This is a genomic window from Pseudonocardia bannensis, assembly GCF_012911875.1.
In the GTDB taxonomy this organism is placed as follows: Bacteria; Actinomycetota; Actinomycetes; order Mycobacteriales; family Pseudonocardiaceae; genus Pseudonocardia; species Pseudonocardia bannensis.
In genome coordinates, this window is record NZ_JAAXKZ010000004.1 from 65,378 (window position 1) to 85,094 (window position 19,717).

Genomic DNA, 19,717 nt, shown 5'->3' on the forward strand with positions numbered 1-19,717 from the left:
CGGGTCAGGAGCGGTCGACGCCCACCTCGCCGCGGACGACGAGCCGCACGTGGCTCCCCACCGCGGGCAGGGCGTAGCCGGGGCAGCGCGCGCGCACGGTCACCGCTCCCCCGAGCCCGAGCCGTACCACCGCGTCGTGGCCGTAGTACTCGATCTCCAGGACCTGTGCCGGGACGTCACCGTCGTCCCCGTCGAGGGCGATCTGTTCGGGGCGGACCAGGACCGTCACCGGGCCGTCCCCGGCCCCGCCGTCGCCGGCGATCGGCAGCCCGCCGAGCGCGCATTCCGCGATCCCGCCGCGCAGGGTGGCCGGGAGCGCGACGACGTCCCCGACGAACGCGGCCACCGCTCTGTCGACCGGGTTCCGGTACAGCTCGGCAGGGCTCGCCACCTGCACGACGGCGCCGTCGCGCATCACCGCGACACGCGAGGCCAGCGACAGCGCCTCGGCCTGGTCGTGGGTGACCAGCACGGTCGTGGCGCCGGCTGCGGCGAGCACGTCGACGACGGCCCGCCGGGTGCTCTCCCGCAGCTCGACGTCGAGAGCGGCGAACGGCTCGTCGAGCAGCACGATGCCGGGTTCGGGGGCGAGGGCCCGGGCCAGCGCAACGCGTTGCTGCTGGCCGCCGGACAGCTCGTGCGGGTAGCGGCGCGCGTACCCGCCGTCGAGCCCGACCATCTCCAGCAGCGCGGACACCCGGTGCCGGGCGCGTCGCGCGCGACGCGGCAACCCGAACGCGATGTTGGCGGCCACGGTCAGGTGCGGGAAGAGGTTGCCCTCCTGCGTCACGTAACCGATCCGGCGCTCCTCGGGCGCCAGGACCAGACCGGGCCCGGCGACCGGGCGACCGGCCAGGTGGATCGTGCCGGCGTCCGGCCGGTCGAACCCGGCGATGAGCCGCAACAGGGTCGTCTTGCCGCACCCGGAGCGGCCGAGCACGGCGGTCAGGCTGCCCTCCTCGACGTCGAGGTCGACGCCGCGCAGCACGGGGACCGCCCCGTAGGACTTGCTCACCCCGGCCACGCGCAGCCCACCGGCCACGTTCTCGTCCTTCCCGGCCGCGCGGACCCGGTCCCTGATCTCGGTCATCGGCCCGGCACCGTCCGGCGGCTCTCCCGGGTCAGCAGGTAGGCCGCCGGTGCCGAGATGACGATCATCAGTAGCGCGTAGGGGGCCGCCGCACCGTAGGCGAGACCGTAGGTGTTGGACCAGAACTCGGTGGCCAGCGTCGTGGTGCCGATCGGGGCGAGCAGCAGGGTCGCCGTCAGCTCGGTGACGACCGCGAGGAACACCAGCGCCGCACCCGCTCCGAGTCCGCGGACGACCAGCGGCAGCGTGACCCGCCACAGCACGCCGGCCGGCCGCGCGCCGAGTACCCGGGCGGTGTCGTCGAACTCGGGCGGCACCTGGGCCAGTGCCGACCGCAGGCTCACCATCGCCCGCGGCATGAACAGCACGGCGTACGCCGCGACCAGCAGCGCCGTGGTCTGGTAGACCGTCGGCAGGTAGGCGATGGACAGCGTCACCAGCGACAGCGCGACGACGACTCCCGGCAGCGACCCGGCGATGTAGGTGCTGCGCTCGAGCACCCGGCTCACCAGCCCGGGGCGGCGCAGCGACAACCACGCCACCGGCACCGCGAGCACGCACGTCGCCACCGCGCCGGCGGCCCCCAGCCCGATCGAGGTCGCGGTGGCGGCCGCGAGCATGCCCAGCGGGAACGCCGTCGAGCTGCCCACGACCAGCCAGTAGGCGAGGCTGCCGAGCGGGACGCCCAGCGCCAGCACCGCGAGCGCGGCCATCCCGAGCACGGTGACGGGCAGCGCCGACCCGAGCGGGTGCGGTACCGCCGCGCGCGCCACCCCGGCCCCGACCCGGGCCACCCGGGCGCGACCGACGAACCGCAACTCCGCGACGAGCAGCAGCAGGCAGCTCAGCACCAGGACACCGGCCAGCATCGTCGCGGCCGGTCCGTTGAACGTCGACTCGAACTGGTCGTAGATCGCGGTGGTGAAGGTCGGGAAGCGCAACGACTGCAGGGCGCCGAACTCGGCGAGCAGGTGCAGCCCGACCAGCATGGTCCCGCCCAGCACCGCGGGCCGCAGCTGCGGGAGGACGACCCGGAAGAAGGTCCGCCACGGGCCGTTGCCCAGCGCACGGGACATGTCCTCGAACGCCGGGTCCATGCCGCGCAGCACGGCGGCCACCGGGAGGTAGACGAGCGGGAAGTAGGACAGGGTCGTGATCAGGACCGCCCCCGCGAACCCCTCGACGGCGCTCGTGACCGACACCCAGCCGTAGCTGTTGACGAACGCGGGCACCGCCAGCGGAGCCGCCATCAGCATGGTCCACAGCCGACGCCCGGGCAGCGTCGTGCGCTCCACCAGCCAGGCCGCCCCGGTGCCGATCACCGCGGAGGCGACGCAGCCGGCCACGGTCAGTCCGACGGTGTTGCGCAGCAGTTCGCCGACGCGCGGCCGCCACAACAGCCGCGCGGCCTCCGCCGGCCCCACCGCGACCACGGAGACCAGCACGTAGGCGAGCGGGACCAAGGTCAGCGCGGCCACCGCCACCGCCACCGCCAGCCGCACCGGCGGGACGTGCCGCACCGCCGGTAGGGGCCGTGCAGCCACGCGCGTCACAGCAGGCCGACCCGTTGCATCTCCGCGACCACCTTCGGGCCGTTGAGCGTGTTCAGGTCGACGGCGGGTGGGTCGAGCTCGGAGAACGGCCTGAGCGCGGGGTTGGGTGCCACTCCCTCGCCCACCGTGTACTCCAGGGCGTCGGTCCGCGCCAGCACCTCCTGGCCGGCCTTCCCACTCATGTAGGCGACGAACCTCTGCGCCTCGGCGGAATTGTTGCTGGAGGCCAGCACGCCACCACCGGAAACGGACACGAAAGCGCCGGCGTCACCATGGTCGAAGAATTCCAGCTCCGTGTTCCTGCTGTCCTGCCCCGATTCCGCGCGGTCCTTGTACCAGTAGTAGTGGTAGATCACCCCGGCCGGCACCTCGCCGGCGTTCACCGCCTTCATGATGGCGACGTTGCTCGGGTAGATCTTCGCGTTCTGCTTGAGCCCCGCCAGCCAGTCTCCGGCGGCGGCGTCGCCGTTGACCGCGAACACGGCGCTCGCGATGGCCTGGAAGTCGGCGCCGTTGGCCGCGACGGCGATCCGGTCCTTCCACTGCGGCCCGGACAGTTCCATGATCGAGTCCGGCAGCTGGCCGGCCGGGATCAGCGACGGGTTGTAGACCAGCACGGTGGACCGGGCCGCGATACCGACCCAGTCACCCGCGCCGGAGGAGAACCGGGCCGGGACCTGCGCGAGCGTCGCCGGATCGAGCGGCGCCAGCCGGCCCTTGCTGGAGAGCAGCGACAGCGCCGGGGAGTTCTCGGTGATGAACACGTCCGCGGGCGAGGCGTCGCCTTCGGCGAGGATCTGGTTCGCCAGTTCGAAGTCGCCGCCGCGGCGCACCTCGACCTCGATGCCGGTCTCGGCGGTGAAGCCGTCGATCCATGCCTGCGCGAGGTCCTGGTGCTGGGCGTTGTAGAGCGTCAGCGTGGGTCCGGAGTTCCCACTGCAGCCCGTCAGCGATGCCGCCAGCCCCGAGACGACCAGAATGGCGGCGACCAGCGCCCCACGCCTACCGTGCCACACGGGTCCTCCTGCTTCGGTCCGGAATTGCGGACGAGCGGAGGTTAGCATTTCCTACAGATCGGCAAGGCAAACGTTCTGGCCGTACCGAGAATGCGAAACAGGGAACTTTCGGGACCGACCGGAACAAACGGACAACGACGCTGGATTCCCGGTTCCGGCGGAACGGGTACTAGCGCGCCCCGGCCGGATCCCGGCGGGCGCCCAGCGCGTGGTCGACGCTGAACCGGCCGGGCCCCACGGCGGCCAGCGTCAGCGCGGCCGCTCCGATCGCGCCGGTGAGTTCCCAGCCTCCGTTCGCGATGAAGATGCCGTTGCCGACATGCACCAGCAGGGCCGCGCCGAGCATCTCGAGCACGACGAGCAGGCCGACGACCGCCGTCGCGACACCCAGGATCAGCAACGCACCGCCGACCAGTTCGACGGTGGCCGCGACAGCGGCGGAGACGGCCGGCAACGGGATGCCCATGCCCTCGAAGGCGGCGGCCGTCCCGCCGATGCCGAAGGTGAAGAACTTCTGCGCCCCGTGCGCGATGAGGATCACCCCCAACACGATGCGGGCGACGAGAAGCGCGACGTCGCGCGCAGGAGCGGGCAGTGCACTGAACATCGGTGGGTCTCCGCCGAGTAGGGCCGGCGACCACGCTCGCGGTCGCCGGCCCGCCGGGTACCCCTCGATGACGTCCTTCAAGCGGGAGGCCCTCGGCCGCGAAGTCCGGGGAAGGGCCGTCAGGCCGCCGACCGGGACGGCTCGACCTGCGCCTTCGCGCCTCGGGAGGCCAGCGCATGGTCGACGCTGAACCGGCCGGCCCCGGTCGCCGCGAGGACGAGGGCCGTCACGGCGATGACGCCGACCAGTTCCCATCCGCCGTCCGCAGCGAAGATCCCGTTCCCGGCGTGCACCAGCAGGGCCGCGCCGAGCATGGTGAGTACGACCAGGATGCCGGCCACCGCCGTCGCCGCTCCGACCACGAGCAGGACACCGCCGACCAGCTCGACCAGCGTGGCGACGATGGCGGCCAACGGGGCGAGCGGGACTCCCACCCCGGCGAACGCCTCGGTTGTTGCGGCGATTCCGTTCGTGGCGAGCTTCTGCCAGCCGTGGGCAATCAGGACGGCGCCGAGCACCAGGCGCGCGGCGAGCAGGGCGACGTCGCGGGCGGAGCCGGGCAGGGAGCGGGACATGCGGGAGGACCTCCGGTAGATGAACGTTGAACAAAAGTCACGTTCACGCTAACCGGGCCGCCCCGGCGCCGCGCGGCCGCCCGCTGCCGCGTCAGCGTCCCTGGACCAGGAACGGCGAGGTGGTGATCTGCTCGGGGACCACGACGGGGGCCGGCACCTCCGGCTTCCGCGACCGCAGCAGGTGCTCGATGCTGTACCGGCCGGGACCGGTCGCCGAGAGCGCCAGGATGCCGGCGGCGATGACCGCGACGAGCTCCCAGCCGCCCTTGCTGGCGAAGATCCCGTGCGGGGCGTGCACGAAACCGATGGCTCCGACCATGACCACCATGATGAAGGAGCTGGCCACCGGGACCAGCACACCGAAGATCAACATCGCGCCGCCCACGAGCTCGACCACAACCGTGAACGACGTGGCGAGGATGGCCAGCGGGATGCCGAAGTTGTGGAACACCTCGGCCGTGCCGGAGATCCCGTTGATAACGAGCTTCTGCCATCCGTGCGCGATCAGCACCACGCCGAGCACCAGGCGGGCGACGAGGAGCGCGGCGTCGCGGGAGGGCCCGGGAAGGGAGCGGGTCATGCAAGTCCTCCGAACAGTCTGGGGTGGGAGTACCTCAGTGGGTGAACGAACGCTAGACCGAAGGGCGTGGCGATCTATGCCGATCGGCGCATCATTCGGTGACGAACCCTCTCAGAGCGACGAACGACACCGTGAATCACTCGAACGGTCAACGACCGCGCCTCATCAGAGTGACGGCCGATTCGCCGAGTGACCGGCTCCACCGCCCTGGCACCTCCACCTGACCGGCCCCGACGACGAGCTCCCCACCCGTCGTCGACGCCCGCACCCGCATCGGGTGACCCACGCACGTGCTCGGTCGCGCGCGGCGGCGAACAGCACCGCAGCGCCGGTGTCGAGCAGCGAGGGCGACGGGTCGGGCGCCCCGTTCGGCCGCACGAAAGTGATCTTGTACTGCTCCCCGCCGCGCGGAGCTTGACGCCGCCACCGAACCAGTGCCACGGCCACGTCACGTCCGTGACCCGCGTGATCGGCACGGCGAACACCGGGCCGTCCTCGGCGACGGCCCGGACGGCATCGTTGACGTCAGCCGGCGGGTTCTGGGGGGCGCCGGCAGCACCCGACGCCACGGTCGTCCGCCTGGCGAGCCCGGCCGGCCGTGGCCCCAGGTGCCGATCTGCGGCAACTGCCGCTCCGAGCTGCCTGACCGGCCCGGAGAGTGGGCATGATGAGCCCGTGTCCGAGAGCAGATCAAGTAGCGCCCCGACCGAGCACGCCGACATCACCGCGACCCCCGAGTGGGCCGCGCTGGTCACGCACCATGACGCCGTCGCGCCGCTGCACCTGCGGGAACTGTTCGCCGACGACCCGGGCCGGGTCGAGGCGCTGACCGCAACGGGTGCCGACCTCACGCTGGATCACTCCAAACATCGCATCACCCGGGAGACGCTGCCCCTGCTCGTGGCGCTGGCGCGGCGGGCGCGGCTGCCCGAGCGGATCGAGGCGATGTTCCGCGGGGACCACATCAACACCAGCGAGGACCGTGCCGTGCTGCACACCGCGCTGCGGCTGCCCCGCGACGCGACGCTCGTCGTCGACGGTCAGGACGTCGTCGCCGACGTGCACGCGGTGCTGGACCGGATGGGCGAGTTCTCCGACAGGGTCCGCTCCGGGGAGTGGACCGGCCACACCGGTCAGCGGATCCGGACGGTGGTCAACATCGGCATCGGCGGCTCCGATCTCGGTCCGGTGATGGCCTACGAGGCGCTCAGGGCCTACTCCGACCGCGAGCTCACCTTCCGGTTCGTGTCCAACATCGATCCCGCCGACCTGGCCGAGACGCTGCGTGACCTGGACCCGGCGACCACGCTGTTCATCGTCGCGTCCAAGACGTTCACGACCCTGGAGACGCTGACCAACGCCCGCAACGCGCGGCAGTGGCTGCTCGACGGGCTGGGCGGGGACCAGAAGGCCGTCGCGAAGCACTTCGTCGCGGTGTCCACGAACGCCGAGAAGGTGCGCGGGTTCGGCATCGACGAGGCCAACATGTTCGGCTTCTGGGACTGGGTCGGTGGCCGCTACTCGCTGCCCTCGGCGATCGGGCTGTCGGTCATGGTGGCCATCGGTAAGGAACGCTTCCGCGAGATGCTCGACGGGATGCACGCGATGGACGTGCACTTTCGCACCACGCCGCTGGAGCGGAACCTGCCGGTGATCGCCGGGCTGCTCGGGATCTGGTACGACGACTTCTTCGGCGCGGAAACCCACGCTGTACTGCCCTACGCCCAGTACCTGCACCGGCTGCCCGCCTACCTGCAGCAGCTGACGATGGAGAGCAACGGCAAGTCGGTCCGCGAGGACGGCACCCCGGTCGCCACCGACACCGGCGAGATCTACTGGGGCGAGCCGGGCACGAACGGCCAGCACGCCTTCTACCAGCTGCTGCACCAGGGCACCCGGCTCGTGCCGTGCGACTTCATCGGGTTCGCGGAGCCGATCGACGTGCTGCCCGGCGAGGGCGACGCCGACATGCACGACCTGTTCGCGGCCAACCTGTTCGCCCAGACCGCCGCACTCGCCTTCGGCAAGACCGCCGCGGAGATCTCGGCGGAGGGCACCCCGTCGCACCTCGTGCCGCACAAGGTGATGCCGGGTAACCGGCCGAGCTCGACGATCCTCGCGCCGAAGCTGACCCCGTCCACCTTCGGCCAGATCATCGCCTTCTACGAGCACGTGACGTTCGTGGAGGGCACGATCTGGGGCATCGACTCGTTCGACCAGTGGGGTGTGGAGCTGGGCAAGGTGCTGGCGCAGCAGTTGGTGCCGGTGCTCAGCGGCGACGAGCCGGATGTCAGCGGGCTCGACGCCTCGACGGCCGCGCTGGTCCGCCGGTACCGGCAGCTGCGGGGCCGCAAGGCCTGAGCGGACCTGCGCGTCCGCCTGCACGGAACGAGGATGGACGAGTGGACGACGAGTCGTCGGGAGTACGCGCTGTCGTGGCGGCGGGGCTGGCGGCGACCGTCGTGCTCGCCGCGGCCGCCGGTTTCCTGCTGTACGCCGGAGCCACCGGCACCGGGCCGGGCACCGCGGACGTACCGGTGCTCACCGAGTTCCTCGAGGTGCGCTCCGTCGACGCGACGACGCTCGCCGTCACCGTCACCACGATCGGCAGCACGGCGGCCATGGCGGTCCTCTCGGTGCTGGTGGGCGGGTGGCTGTGGGTTCGGGGCCGGCGCCTGGACGCCGTGTTCCTCGTGGTGGCGATGGCCGGGGCGAGCGTGGTGTTCCGGCTGCTCAAGCTGGCCTTCGACCGGCCCCGGCCGCCGGCGGTCGACCGGTTGGTGAACGAGACCAACGAGTCGTTGCCGTCGGGGCACGCAACCATGTCGATCGTGGTGATCGGGGCGCTCGTGGCGCTCGCGTGGGGCAGGCGCCGGATCGCGACCCGGGTCGGGCTCCTCGTTGCCGCCACGCTGTGGGTCGGCACGGTCGGAGCCACCCGGCTCTATCTCGGCGTGCACTGGTTCAGCGACGTGCTGGCCGGCTGGCTGGTGGGCGCCGCCTGGCTCGCGGTGTGCGTGACGGTCTGGGCATGGTGGCGCCGCCGCCCCGCGGCCGCCCGCTCCGCCACCCCACGTGCCACGAACGGCACTTTCGGCCAACAGGTTTGACCGAAAGTGCCGTTCGTGGCGAAACCCGTGGGGCGCGGGGCTACTACTGCTGCTCCGCCGAGCACCACCAGGTGGAGCGGCCGCCGACGGTGCCGTGGAGCATGGGTGCCCCGCAACGGGGACACGCCCCGTCCGCGTTGCGCTCGCCGATCACCTCGCCGGTGTGCACCCCGCCCTTCTCGATGGCCGCCCGGAGTGAGCTCTCCAGGGCGCGGTGGAGCCGGTCCAGTTCGGTGCGGGTCAGCTCGTCGGCCGGAACCGACGGCCGGATCCTCGCCTGCCACAGCGTCTCGTCGGCCAGCAGGTTGCCCACCCCGGCCAGCACGCTCTGATCGAGCAGCCGGGCCTTGACCGCGGAACGCCCGCGGGCGATGCGTTCGCGGAACTGGGCCGGGGTGATGTCCTCGGCGTCCGGGCCGAGCGCGTCGATGTCGGGTTCGAGCCGGACCCGGCCGAGCCGGCGCTTGTCGAACAACCGCAACTGCCCGCCGTCGGCGAAGGTCACGGTGAACCGGTCCCACTCGGGCTTGCGCGGTGAGCGGTCGGGACGGTCGGGCTCACCTCCGGCCTGCTCGCCGTCGTCCCCGGAGACGATCAGGCGCCCGCCCATGCCGAGGTGGATCCCGAGCCGCGGCCCGGCACTGCCGTCGGCGGTCTCGGTCTCGCACCACATCGCCTTGCCCCGCCGGTGCGCCTCGACGAGACGGCCTCCGGCCAGGGCGTTCGCGATGTCACCTGGCCGATGCGGGCGGCACACCCAGTCGTCGGTGTCGTCGATGTCGGCGATCTCGCGATCCAGGGCGCCCAGCAGGACCTGGCGCGCGCGCTCCACCTCGGGCAGTTCGGGCACGGTTTCAGTCTCAGGCCCGGGAGCCCGCGCCGCGCACCGGACCGATCGCGGCAGCCGATCACCGGAACAGTGCCGGGGCGGGCCGCGTTGATCGCCGGTGTGGGCACGGGACGGATGCGGGTACGAGCGCCGGAGCTGCGCGGACGGCGCTGGCTGAACACGGGCGGGCGCGAGCTGTCGCTGACCGACCTGCGCGGCAGGATCGTGCTGCTGGACTTCTGGACGTTCTGCTGTGTCAACTGCCTGCACGTGCTCGACGAACTGCGCCCGCTCGAGGAGCGGTTCGCCGACGTCCTGGTGACGATCGGCGTGCACTCCCCGAAGTTCGTCCACGAGGCCCACCCGCACGCCGTCGAGGCCGCCGTCGAGCGCTACGGCGTCCACCACGCGGTGCTCGACGACCCCGAGCTCATCACCTGGGACGCCTACGCCGCGCGCGCCTGGCCGACGCTCGTCGTCGTCGACCCGCAGGGATACGTGGTGGCGCAGATGGCCGGCGAGGGCCACGCGCACGGGCTCGGTGTGCTGATCGAGGAGTTGATCGCCGAGCACGACGGGGCGGGAACGCTGCACCGCGGCGACGGGCCCTACGTCGCGCCGCCCGAGCCGACGACGACGCTGCGGTTCCCGGGCAAGATCATCGCGCTGTCCGGCGGGGGCTTCCTCGTCTCCGACACCGCGCACCACCAGCTCGTCGAGCTCGACGCCGACCTGGCCACCGAACGCCGGCGCATCGGCGACGGCGCCCGCGGGCTCATCGACAGCGCGGACGGCGTCCCGGCCCGGTTCTCCGAACCACAGGGCCTCGCCGCGCTGCCGCCGGAGGTGGCCGCCGCGGTGGGCTACGACGTCGTCGTGGCTGACAGCGTGAACCACGCACTGCGCGGGGTGCGGCTGGCCGACGGGCGCGTGACCACGGTGGCCGGGACCGGCGAGCAGCTGCGGGCCCGGGTCGACGTCGGCGCGGCCGGTGCCGAGCTGTCCACACCGTGGGACGTCGCGTGGTGGCGCGACCGGATCGTCGTCGCCATGGCCGGCAGCCACCAGTTGTGGTCGTTCGACCCCGTCGGCGGGGCCGTGACGGTGCTCGCGGGCACGACCAATGAGGGGCTCCGCGACGGGGCGCCTCACGAGGCGTTCTTCGCCCAGCCCTCCGGACTCGCCGTCGACGACGCCGGGACGCTGTGGGTCGCCGACTCGGAGACCTCGGCGGTCCGCTCGGTGGTCGCCGAGCCGGTGGTCGGCGCCGCGGTGAGCACGGCGGTCGGGCAGGGCCTGTTCGACTTCGGGTTCCGTGACGGACCCGCCTCCTCCCCCGACGTCCCGGCGCTGCTGCAGCACCCGCTGGGCGTCGCCGTGCTGCCGGACGGCTCGATCGCCGTCGCCGACACCTACAACGGCGCGATCCGTCGCTACTCCCCGCAGACGCGCGAGGTCACCACGCTCGCCCGCGATCTGCGCGAACCCAGCGACGTACTCGTCGACGGCACGGACCTCGTCGTCGTGGAGTCCGCCGCGCACCGGCTGGTCCGGGTGCCGATCCCGGCCGGTGCCCGGGTGGACGCCGGGGCGCACCGGGTCCGCCGGGCCCGCACCGATCTGTCCCCCGGCTCGCTGGAACTGACGATCGCGTTCACCCCGCCCACCGGCCAGCACCTCGACGGCCGGTTCGGCGACCCGACGTCGCTGACCGTCGCGGCTTTCCCGCCGGAACTGCTGCTCGACGGCGGGGGCACCGCGCCGGGGCTGGTCCGGACGCTGCGGCTGACCGACCCCGGCGCGGGCGGGCCGGTCGAGGGTGTGCTGCAGGTGAGTGTGGCCGCGGCCACGTGCGACGGGGGCGACGGCGAGGCCGGCATCTTCGCCGCGTGCCACCGCTACCAGCAGGACTGGGGCATCCCGGTCCGGCTGGTGCCGGGCGCCCCCGGGGAGCTGGTGCTCGATCTGCGTGCCGTCTGACGGCTACGCGGAGTATCACGCGGCGGTGACGACCGTCCAGACGCCGTCACCCGCCGGAGCCAGCCGGCGCGCCGCGGGCGAACCCGCGGGGGCCGGCACAGAACAGTCCGGCCGCGCCGTGGGCACACGGCGCGGCCGGACGGGGGAGGGGATCGCTCGGGTCAGGAAGCGGTCAGGACCGTGAGACCGCCGTCGGCGGCGGCCACCACGACCACCTTGCCGCTGCCCAGCAGGGTTGGGAGTTCGGCGGCGGTCGCCGTGCGTACGGCCGTGACAGTGAACGTCTTGGTCGTCCCGTCGGAGTAGGTGACGGTGACCGGAGAACCGACACCGCTTCCGCTCACCAGTGCCGTCGACGCCGTGCGGACGACGATCCGTCCGTTGCCTCTCACGGACGACACCGGCAGTGTCCCGCCGCCCAGCCCGACCGACTTCGGCGTCACCGGGGCCGCGCTGGTCGTGGTCGGTGTGCTGGCCCGGGGCGGGGGCTTCACCGTCGTGGTCGGGGCGGGTGCGACCGGCTTCGCCTGCGGGGCCGGCGGAGCGCCGGTGGGCGCCGGGTTCACGGCGGCCGGTGCGGTGGTGGTCGGCGTGGTCGTCGGAGAGACCGTCGCCGGGGTCGTGGGCAGGCTCGACGGGGTCGTCGGCGAGGTCGACGGCGTAGCGGGCGAGGTCGACGGCGTAGCGGGCGAGGTCGACGGCGGGGTCGACGGCGGGGTCGTCGAGGGGCCGGCGGGTGCGGTCGTCGGCGACGGCGTACCCGGAAGCGGCGCCTCCGGCGCCGGGGCGGCCGGAGTCGGCTGGTCCCGGTCGGGCGCACCCTCCTGGACTACCTGGCCCGCCTGCGGGGCGGCCGTCTGCTGCCTGCCGTCGTTTCGCAGCTTGTCGGTCGCCTCGATCGCGGCGGCGGCCGACTCGGCTTCCGACGGCTGCGGCTCGCCCGGCTGGGGCAGCACCTCGGGCAGCGGCGCCGGCGGCGCGTCCAGCCGCGGCGGCGGACCGGACGGCGACGGCACGGCCAGCACCGGCGGAGGCACGTAGGGCAGCACGCCCGGGGTGAGCGAACCCGGGCGCGCAGCCGGGCGGGTGGCACCGAAGTAGTCGTCACCACGCCACCGGTAGTAGGCGACCTGCACGGGCTCGCCGAATGTCGGCGCGTGGACGATGCGGCTCTCGCCGAGATACAGCGCGACATGGTGGATCTTCGCGGCATTGCCGTAGAAGACCAGGTCCCCGGGCTGCAGCGGGGCACCCTCGGGAACGTGCGGTCCGGCGTAGAACTGGGTGTGCGCGGTCCTGGGCAGGTCGATGCCGGCGGCGCCGTAGGAGAACTTCGTCAGCCCGGAGCAGTCGAATCCGGCGTGACCGGCGGTGGGCCCGTTGCCGCCCCAGACGTAGGGCAGACCGAGCTGCGCCAGAGCCGTGGCGATGGCGACCCGGGCGCGGTCGTCGGGTGCGTCGGTGGTGAACGAGGCGGGCCGCAGTTCGGCGCCCGCCAGGGCGCCCCCACTGCGCGGGTCCGCAGTGGGCAGCAGGTCGGTGGTCGTCCCGCTCAGGACGGGCGGGAAGGACACGGACGTGGCGCCGGTGGCGCTTCCCGGTCCCGTCGGCCCCGGCAGCACGGCCGGGGCGCTACCAACGGAGACCGCGCCGAGCATCGCCGCGACGACCCAGCCGGTGGCGGCGGTGCGTCCTGCAGAACCCCTGCGTCGATCCGCTGTGGACACGCTCCTGCGCGGGGCCTGCGCGTTGCCGAACGCCATGATCGTGATCCCCTTCGACGGTCGGCGTGATGTCACGAGGCTGATCGTGCTGGGGACGACGGGAGGCCGGCAGCCGCGGCGAGGGGGGAGGACCGTCCCCTCAACCTGGGGGTTCGCGTCAGTGGCAGGCGGCGGCGCGACGCGGGGAAGCGACCCACCTGACGATCCCGCGCACCGGCCGGCCGGCCGGTGGCGGCTCGTCGGGGTGCATCAGGTCCACGGCCCTCGCCCCGCCCCCGGTCAGTGCCCGCACCAGGGTGCGGATGAGCACGCCGTTGTCGGCCGCCAGCACCGCGAGCTGATCGACGACGGTGGCATCCACCTCACGCCCGTCACGCTGGAGCAGCGAGACCAGTTCGGCGACCCGAGGCCCGGACACGCCGAGCGAGCCGAGACCGATCGAGCGGTAGAACCCCGCGACGCGCTCCCGGGAGGCCGCATCGACACCGGCGACCAGTCGCGGGGGATCTCCGCTGATCTCCACGCTGTAACCGAGCCCGAAGTCGGCCCCGGCACGCAGACCGGAGACGAGCTCGAGGGTCGGGAGGACGACCTGCTCGGTGGTGCCCGGTGCGGCCGGTGACTCCAGCACGACGAGCACGCCTGGGCGCATGTACGGGCCGAGAAGGGCCACGGCGGTGTCGAGGGCGTTGCGGACCGGTCCGCGGTCCGGGCCCGTCGGCACGGCCAGCAGGGCGACCTCGAACCCGGCACACCGTGCCGGGTCGTCGACGATCCGAGGCCCGTCCGCGGACCGTGCGCGGTCGGCGAGATCCTCGACCCGCCCGCCCCATGGGTCGAAGCGGACCGCGTCGTATCCGGCCAGGGCGACCCGGCGGGCGGAGGCCGCGCCGGCGCGGCCCCGTCCGACCACGACGACGCGAGGCCGCGCCGCGCCGGTCACGACGGGGACCCCGCACCGACCGGGAGGGGACCGGCCGGCGCGGGGAGCTGGTGGGGGGCTGAGGGCACAACGAACTCCTCGGGGCTGATCGGCACGCCCGGGATCGGACGGGGATGCCCTCGCCGACGACCGGCGTCGATGCCGAGGGGTTCCGCCCTGAACTCTGCGGTCCGCCGATCCCGGTGGGCAATAAGACCCTGGTGCTAGTACCTGCCTTCTGGTAGTAGCCCCATCGTCCGAACTCGCCCGGCGGCGACGGCCGCCGCGGGCCTGCGCCGGACACCGTGGCCGCGCACGGCATCACCCGAACCGCAGCGCCCGCGTGCCGGTCACCCATCGGTCGGGTGTATCGGGTGTATCGGGTGTAGGTGATCTCGTGCCCACAGCGCCGCCTGCACACGATCCTGGGCCCCGGTGGCCTGGAACACGTTCGTCAGGTGCGCCTTGACGGTGCGCTCGCTGATCCCCAGCCGGCGCGCGATCTGCTTGTTGGCCAACCCCTCGGCGACCAGCTCGAGCACCTCGGTCTCCCGCTGGGTGAGGTCACGGACGCCGGGTGCACGGTTCCGGCGGTCGAGCAGCACCCTTCCGGCACGGGGGTCCAAGGGGGCCCCGCCGTTGTGTGCGGCCCGCACGCCGTCCAGGAGTGCGTCCGGGTCGGTGTGCTTGAGCAGGTAGCCCTGCGCACCGGCGTCGAGGGCCGCCACGATCCGCGACTCGTCGCCGTAGGACGTCAGGATGATCACCCGGGTGCCCGGCAGCTCGGCGGTGATCTGCGCGGTGGCCTGCACACCGTCGAGGACCGGCATGGCCAGATCCATCAGCACCACGTCCGGGCGCAGCTCGACGGCCAGCTCGACCGCCCGTCCGCCGTCGCCGGCGGAGCCCACCAGTTCGACGTCGGCGGCCGTGCCCAGCAACTGTTCGAGCCCCTGGCGGACGATCGCATGATCGTCGACCACCAACACCCTGATCACGGGACCGGCACCTCGAGCCGCAGTGTGGTCCCGGCCCCGAGGGCGGACTCCACCGTGAGGCCGGCGCCGATCCCGTGAGCCAGGTCCGCCAGCGCGCGCAGGCCGAGGTGGCCCGGGCGCACGGGTAGATGCTCGAGGTCCATCCCGCTCCCGTCGTCGGCGACGCTCAGCACCAGCACACGGTCGCGGCGGTGGACGCGAATGTCCACTCGGGACGCACGGGCATGCGCGACGACGTTGCGCAGCCCCTCCTGGGCCACCCGGTAGATGAGTTCGGTCTCGTCGACCCCCAGGTCGTCCAGGGGCGTCTCGATCGCGAGCTCGGTCCGGATGCCACGAGGCCCCGGCCCGGCGGCCAGGTCGGCCAGCGCGGCGGCGAGCCCCTCCTCGTAGAGGTTCGGCGGATAGATCTCGACGAGCAGCGAGCGCAGCGCCTTGACGGCTTGACGCACCCGGTCCGCGGCCTCGCGGGACTGCTGTACGTCGGCCCCGCCGCTTCGGGTGGCGGCCCCGAGCGAGAACGCCACGCCCGCGAGGTCCTGCACGACACCGTCGTGCAGGTCGGCGGCGATGCGCCTGCGTTCGGTGTCCGTGGCCTCGATGGCCTGGCGTAGCAGCGCCTCGCGCTGGCGCTGGTTGCGCCGCAGCCGCCGGGCCAGCGCGACGGCGATCGGGGCCTGGGCGAGCGAGAGCAGGACCAGCGAGCCGAGGGTGTACGGGGCGAACCGGAACCAGATCTTCTGCCCGGCCTGGGTCACGCTCTCGTAGCCGTAGTAGCACTCCAGCAGCAGCATCGTGCCGTTCGGCGTCCGCACCGGCAGGTACACCTCGAGCAGCTCGTTGGCCGGCTCCTCGAAACGGTTCTCCGGCTCTGAAAGGTTGCTCAGCTCGGCCTTGACCGTGCCGGTGGCGAACGACTCGAGCTGGTCGGCGCCCAAGCCGAAGTGCTCGCCGATCAGCCGCGGCTCGTCGGAGTACAGGACCGTGCCGCTGCGGTCCCAGAGCTTCACCCGAACCTGCAGGTCGGGCATCACCTGGCCGCGCACGACCGCGTCGAGCGCGGCGATCGCCTCCGGATCACCGGTCAGCAGACCGTCGCGCAGCACCGGCTCGACCGCGATCTGGGCGAGGCCCCGGGTCATCCGCCGGGCGTCGTCGATCGCCTCCTCGATGCCGAGCGCGCGGCTCACGTACGCGGCGCCGAGCGCCACGAGGAGCAGCGTGACCACCGCGGTTCCCGCGTACCTCAGAGCGAGCCCCCGCCCGGTCAACCGCTCGCTGTCGACCGACGCGGACGGGGCCGGCACCCGCGCACGCACCGCGGCGGGCCAGCCTCCGACGGGTGTCCTCAGCGCCATGACGGCTCGCGAACCGGGGTCATGGACGGGCTCCTGGAGATCGGGTCACGGCCGCGGCGGTAGCCGGGTGACGTCGAAGTGTGGAACGGGCGCGCAACAGCAGCACTGAGTGTGCGGTCCTGGTGCCGCCGCTCGGAGCCACATCGAAGGGGGAATCACCCCCCGAACCTGAGGGTCCGATCGGCTGACCCTGCAAACGCGGGGCCGCCACTCCCCCAGGTCACGGCTACCGGACACGGCCCGACGGTCGCAGAGTCTGGTCCCGCGAGGACGGCGAAGTGTCGCACGGAGCGGAGGGAGCATCATCGTGATCGACATCCGGTTGTTCGGCCGCACCCGGGTGCAGACGCCCCACCGGGTCCTGGAGTTCACCGACTTCGGCGGGGCCAAGCCCCGGCACATCCTGGAGATCCTGTGTCTGCGGGGCGGGGGGCCCGTCGCCACCCCCGCGCTGGCCGACCTGCTCTGGGAGGGCCGACCGCCGCGCAGCTGGCCGGCCACCATGTACAGCTACGTGGCCCTGCTGCGCCGGGTGCTGCAGCCGGGCATCCCCGGCCGGCACACCGTCGTCCGGACCACGGAGGCCGGATACCGGCTCGATCCGCGGGGGGTCGAGGTCGACCTGCACCGGTTCGACCGGCTGGTCGACGAGGCCGGCGGCAGCCCACCGGCGATCGCCCTGCCGCTCTGGCAGCAGGCCTGCGGCCTCGCCGCGCGCGACCTGCTGGAACACGAGTCCGGCGTGTCGTGGGCGGTACGGGCGCGCGCGGAGCACCGGGCACGCGTCGTCGACGCTGCGCTCGCGGGGGCACGGACGGCCCTGGATCTGGGCGTCCCCCTCGTCGCGGCCGATCTGGCCCGCCGCGCCACGCTGGCCGACCCACAGAACGAGGAGGGATGGCAGGTGTTGATCGAGGGGCTCGGCCGGGCCGGGCGGCATCTCGACGCGGCCCGTGCGTGCCGGCACCGGCTGCGCGAGGCGGGTACCGAGCCCGATGCGCACACCCTCCGGTCGGCCGTCCTGGCGGCCGGTCCGCAGCAGGCGGGCCGTGACCGGTAGCTGACCGGAACGGCGGGACGCCCCCCATGTTGTGGGGGCCGGCGTTCCCCCGGCTCGGGCTGCCGGGCCCGGGGCCGGACCCGGGACGCTCGCGAGGCCGGTCGGGAACCGGCGAGCGCACCGCCCGGCCGTCGGATCGCCGGGCCCGTCGATGAGGGGATCGCGCCATGTTCGTCGGCCTGGAGGCCGGTCGCTATCTGGCGGCCGCCGTGATGCTGGCCGCCACCAGCCTGCCCGCCGGCGGCGCGGGTGCGATTCTGTCCGGTGGGACGCCGCCGGCCGTGGTCGACTGCGCCGTCGCCCCTGATGACGTCGGCTGCCTGCCGGGTGGCGATCCGGTCGACCCGGGCTACGCCCTTGATCCCGGCCTCGAGCCGGGCTCCGACGACCTCAGCGGTGGTTTCGCCACGCACAGCGACTCCGGCACCTCCCCCGACAGTGACTCCCTCTCGGTGGAGAGCCCGTCCGTGGAGGACGGGTCCGGGCCGGGAGCAGCGGATGCGGGCTCGTCGGATTCGGGAGCCACGGACTCGGGAACCTCCGGTTCGGGCTCGTCGGACTCCGGGTCGTCGGATTCGGGCTCGTCGGACTCCGGGTCGTCGGACGGCGGCTCGTCCGGCACCGGGTCCGAGGACGGCGCATCCTCCGGCGACGGCGACCGCACGTCGGACAACGGCGGCCTGCCGAGCTGCACCCCTCTGCAGAGCGACGGCAGCTCCTCCGCCGCGCAACTGAACGGATGGGGCACGCCGGAACGCGTCGAGGAGTTCGATGACGCCGAGCTCGCTCAGTGGGAGCTCTACTCCGGCACCGGGTTCGACGGGAAGGGTCGTCGCAGCCCGGACGCGGTCTCCGTGACGGACGGGCTGTTGACGATCACCGGCGACGCGAGGGGCACCACAGGGGGCCTGGCCTGGGACTTCGGCTCGCAGTACGGCCGGTGGGAAGGCCGGGTCAGGGCCCCGGTCAGCGACCCTAGCTACACCGCCCTCATGCTCTTGTGGCCGGACGCGCAGGACTTCCCCACCGGCGGCGAGATCGACTTCATGGAGATGGCCGACCCCACCCGGCAGAGGACGAACGCGTTCATCCACTACGGGCCGGACAACGCCCAGATCGGTGGCGAGATCTGCATCGACGCGACCCGGTGGCACAACTGGGCCGTCGAGTGGACGCCGGCGAGGATCACCATGTTCGTCGACGGCCGGGAGTGGTGGTCGACCACCGAGACCGACGCCTTCCCGCCTCGCCCGATGCACATGACCATCCAGCTCGATTGGTTCTCGCAGGGCGACGGCGACGTCCAGCCTTCGGAGATGGTCGTGGACTGGGTGCGGTTCTACCCGGCGACCGGTGCGGGTCCGTCGCCGCAGGAGAACAACGCCGACGCGGCGAGCAGCACCCGCTGATCGCCCCCGCGCCCCGCGCCGCCGTGCTCCGGCGCGGGGCGTCCGGCTTCACGGACGCGGTCAGCTCGCGGTGAGCACGACCCAGCTGTCCGGGCCCGCCTGCGCCAGCACGAGCAGCTGGCCCGCCGGTGCATCGGCGAGCAGCCGCGCGGCCTCGGCGGTCGTCATGGTGGCGCGGTACCGCACGGTGAACGACTGCGTGGTCCCGTCCCGGTAGCCCACCGTGATCGATGTTCCGGGACCGGCCGTGTCGACGACCGTGGGTGAGTCCAGCGTGATGACGGTGCACCCGCCGTCGGTCCAGACTCCCCCGCCTGCGGCGGGCAGCGCCGGCACTCCCGAGGCCCGCTGCTCGACCGGGGTGAGAGCGACGGGGCCGCCGGGGAGGGTCAGCTCTCGTGGAACCGGCGGCGCGGGTGTGGCCGCCGGGTCCCGAGGGGCCGCGGGATCTGGTGCCGCTCCGGGACCCGTGGACGGTTCAGAACCCGAGGCGGGAGCGGCAGCCGATCCCGGGCCCGCGGCTGGTGCCGAACCCGCAGCCGACCCCGGGCCCGCAGCAGGCGCCGAACCCGCAACAGAGCCCGGGCCCGCAGCAGCCGTCGAACGTCCGGCCGACGGAGACTCCGCGCTGAATGCCGCGACTGGAGCGGTGTCGGGGACGGGTGCGGCGCTCGGGGTGGGCTCTCCCGCGCTCGGGCCGGCGGCGGGGGCCCTCGGCTCGGGCACGTCCGGCGTTCCGACGCCTGGTGGACCCACGAATCCTGCACCCTGGCCCGCCGCCGGGCCGATGCCGGCTCCGTCCGGCGGCGTCGCCCCATCGGGAGCGGACGGGGTGGCCACACCCGGTGGTAGGTCGCCGGCGCCCGGACCCACGAGCCCGGGCGTCTCTCCGCCGACCGGCGGCCC

15 protein-coding genes and 1 pseudogene are annotated in these 19,717 nt (G+C 73.3%); 5 read left to right on the forward strand and 11 right to left on the reverse strand.

Features of this window, described 5'->3' with window-relative positions; all coding sequences use genetic code 11:
• Positions 1–4: 4 nt before the first annotated feature.
• The 6 genes from HF519_RS02200 to HF519_RS02225 form a co-directional block, all read right to left on the reverse strand.
• Positions 5–1,090 carry an ABC transporter ATP-binding protein gene (locus HF519_RS02200; RefSeq protein WP_169409914.1) on the reverse strand — a complete coding sequence of 362 codons (1,086 nt, stop codon included), beginning with the start codon at positions 1,088–1,090 and terminating at the stop codon, positions 5–7.
• Positions 1,087–2,634 (reverse strand): ABC transporter permease, encoded by a 1,548-nt coding sequence (locus HF519_RS02205; RefSeq protein ID WP_211169414.1) that lies wholly within the window; start codon positions 2,632–2,634, stop codon positions 1,087–1,089. Before HF519_RS02205 ends, HF519_RS02200 begins: the two co-directional genes overlap by 4 nt.
• Positions 2,635–2,639: 5 nt before the next feature.
• A complete protein-coding gene (locus HF519_RS02210) occupies positions 2,640–3,659 on the reverse strand; it encodes an iron ABC transporter substrate-binding protein (RefSeq protein WP_211169415.1) in 1,020 nt (339 codons plus the stop codon).
• A gap of 169 nt (positions 3,660–3,828) precedes the next feature.
• On the reverse strand, positions 3,829–4,266 hold the full coding sequence (locus tag HF519_RS02215) for a DoxX family protein (protein ID WP_169409916.1): 438 nt from the start codon (positions 4,264–4,266) through the stop codon (positions 3,829–3,831).
• 119 nt (positions 4,267–4,385) lie between these two features.
• Positions 4,386–4,841, reverse strand: coding sequence for a DoxX family protein (locus HF519_RS02220; protein ID WP_169409917.1), 456 nt, complete (start codon positions 4,839–4,841; stop codon positions 4,386–4,388).
• A gap of 91 nt (positions 4,842–4,932) precedes the next feature.
• Positions 4,933–5,421, reverse strand: coding sequence for a DoxX family protein (locus HF519_RS02225; RefSeq protein ID WP_169409918.1), 489 nt, complete (start codon positions 5,419–5,421; stop codon positions 4,933–4,935).
• A gap of 675 nt (positions 5,422–6,096) precedes the next feature.
• Here HF519_RS02225 and pgi point away from each other — a divergent pair.
• Positions 6,097–7,782 (forward strand): glucose-6-phosphate isomerase, encoded by a 1,686-nt coding sequence (gene pgi / locus HF519_RS02230; protein WP_312859848.1) that lies wholly within the window; start codon positions 6,097–6,099, stop codon positions 7,780–7,782.
• Between the two features lie 41 nt (positions 7,783–7,823).
• Positions 7,824–8,531: a phosphatase PAP2 family protein gene (locus tag HF519_RS30835; RefSeq protein ID WP_169409919.1), complete on the forward strand. Its 708-nt coding sequence runs from the start codon at positions 7,824–7,826 to the stop codon at positions 8,529–8,531.
• Positions 8,532–8,574: 43 nt separating this feature from the next.
• On the opposite strand, the gene HF519_RS02240 is transcribed toward HF519_RS30835, so the two are convergent.
• On the reverse strand, positions 8,575–9,381 hold the full coding sequence (locus tag HF519_RS02240) for an Fpg/Nei family DNA glycosylase (protein ID WP_169409920.1): 807 nt from the start codon (positions 9,379–9,381) through the stop codon (positions 8,575–8,577).
• Positions 9,382–9,495: 114 nt separating this feature from the next.
• Between HF519_RS02240 and HF519_RS02245 the strand changes: the two genes are divergently transcribed.
• Positions 9,496–11,340 (forward strand): NHL domain-containing thioredoxin family protein, encoded by a 1,845-nt coding sequence (locus HF519_RS02245; RefSeq protein ID WP_169409956.1) that lies wholly within the window; start codon positions 9,496–9,498, stop codon positions 11,338–11,340.
• 1,076 nt (positions 11,341–12,416) lie between these two features.
• Here HF519_RS02245 and HF519_RS30840 read toward each other — a convergent pair.
• The 4 genes and pseudogenes from HF519_RS30840 to HF519_RS02265 form a co-directional block, all read right to left on the reverse strand.
• Positions 12,417–12,797: pseudogene (locus HF519_RS30840) on the reverse strand (C40 family peptidase); the annotation flags it as partial.
• Positions 12,798–13,221: 424 nt separating this feature from the next.
• Positions 13,222–14,007 (reverse strand): nucleotide sugar dehydrogenase, encoded by a 786-nt coding sequence (locus HF519_RS02255; RefSeq protein ID WP_169409921.1) that lies wholly within the window; start codon positions 14,005–14,007, stop codon positions 13,222–13,224.
• 329 nt (positions 14,008–14,336) lie between these two features.
• Complete coding sequence (locus tag HF519_RS02260; protein ID WP_169409922.1) at positions 14,337–14,984, reverse strand: response regulator; 648 nt, start codon at positions 14,982–14,984, stop codon at positions 14,337–14,339.
• Positions 14,981–16,342 (reverse strand): sensor histidine kinase, encoded by a 1,362-nt coding sequence (locus tag HF519_RS02265; RefSeq protein ID WP_169409923.1) that lies wholly within the window; start codon positions 16,340–16,342, stop codon positions 14,981–14,983. Before HF519_RS02265 ends, HF519_RS02260 begins: the two co-directional genes overlap by 4 nt.
• Before the next feature lie 307 nt (positions 16,343–16,649).
• Here HF519_RS02265 and HF519_RS02270 point away from each other — a divergent pair, with 307 nt between their 5' ends.
• Both HF519_RS02270 and HF519_RS02275 read left to right on the forward strand, forming a co-directional pair.
• A complete protein-coding gene (locus tag HF519_RS02270) occupies positions 16,650–17,402 on the forward strand; it encodes an AfsR/SARP family transcriptional regulator (protein ID WP_169409924.1) in 753 nt (250 codons plus the stop codon).
• Between the two features lie 167 nt (positions 17,403–17,569).
• Positions 17,570–18,811, forward strand: coding sequence for a glycoside hydrolase family 16 protein (locus HF519_RS02275; protein WP_169409925.1), 1,242 nt, complete (start codon positions 17,570–17,572; stop codon positions 18,809–18,811).
• Positions 18,812–19,717: the final 906 nt, after the last annotated feature.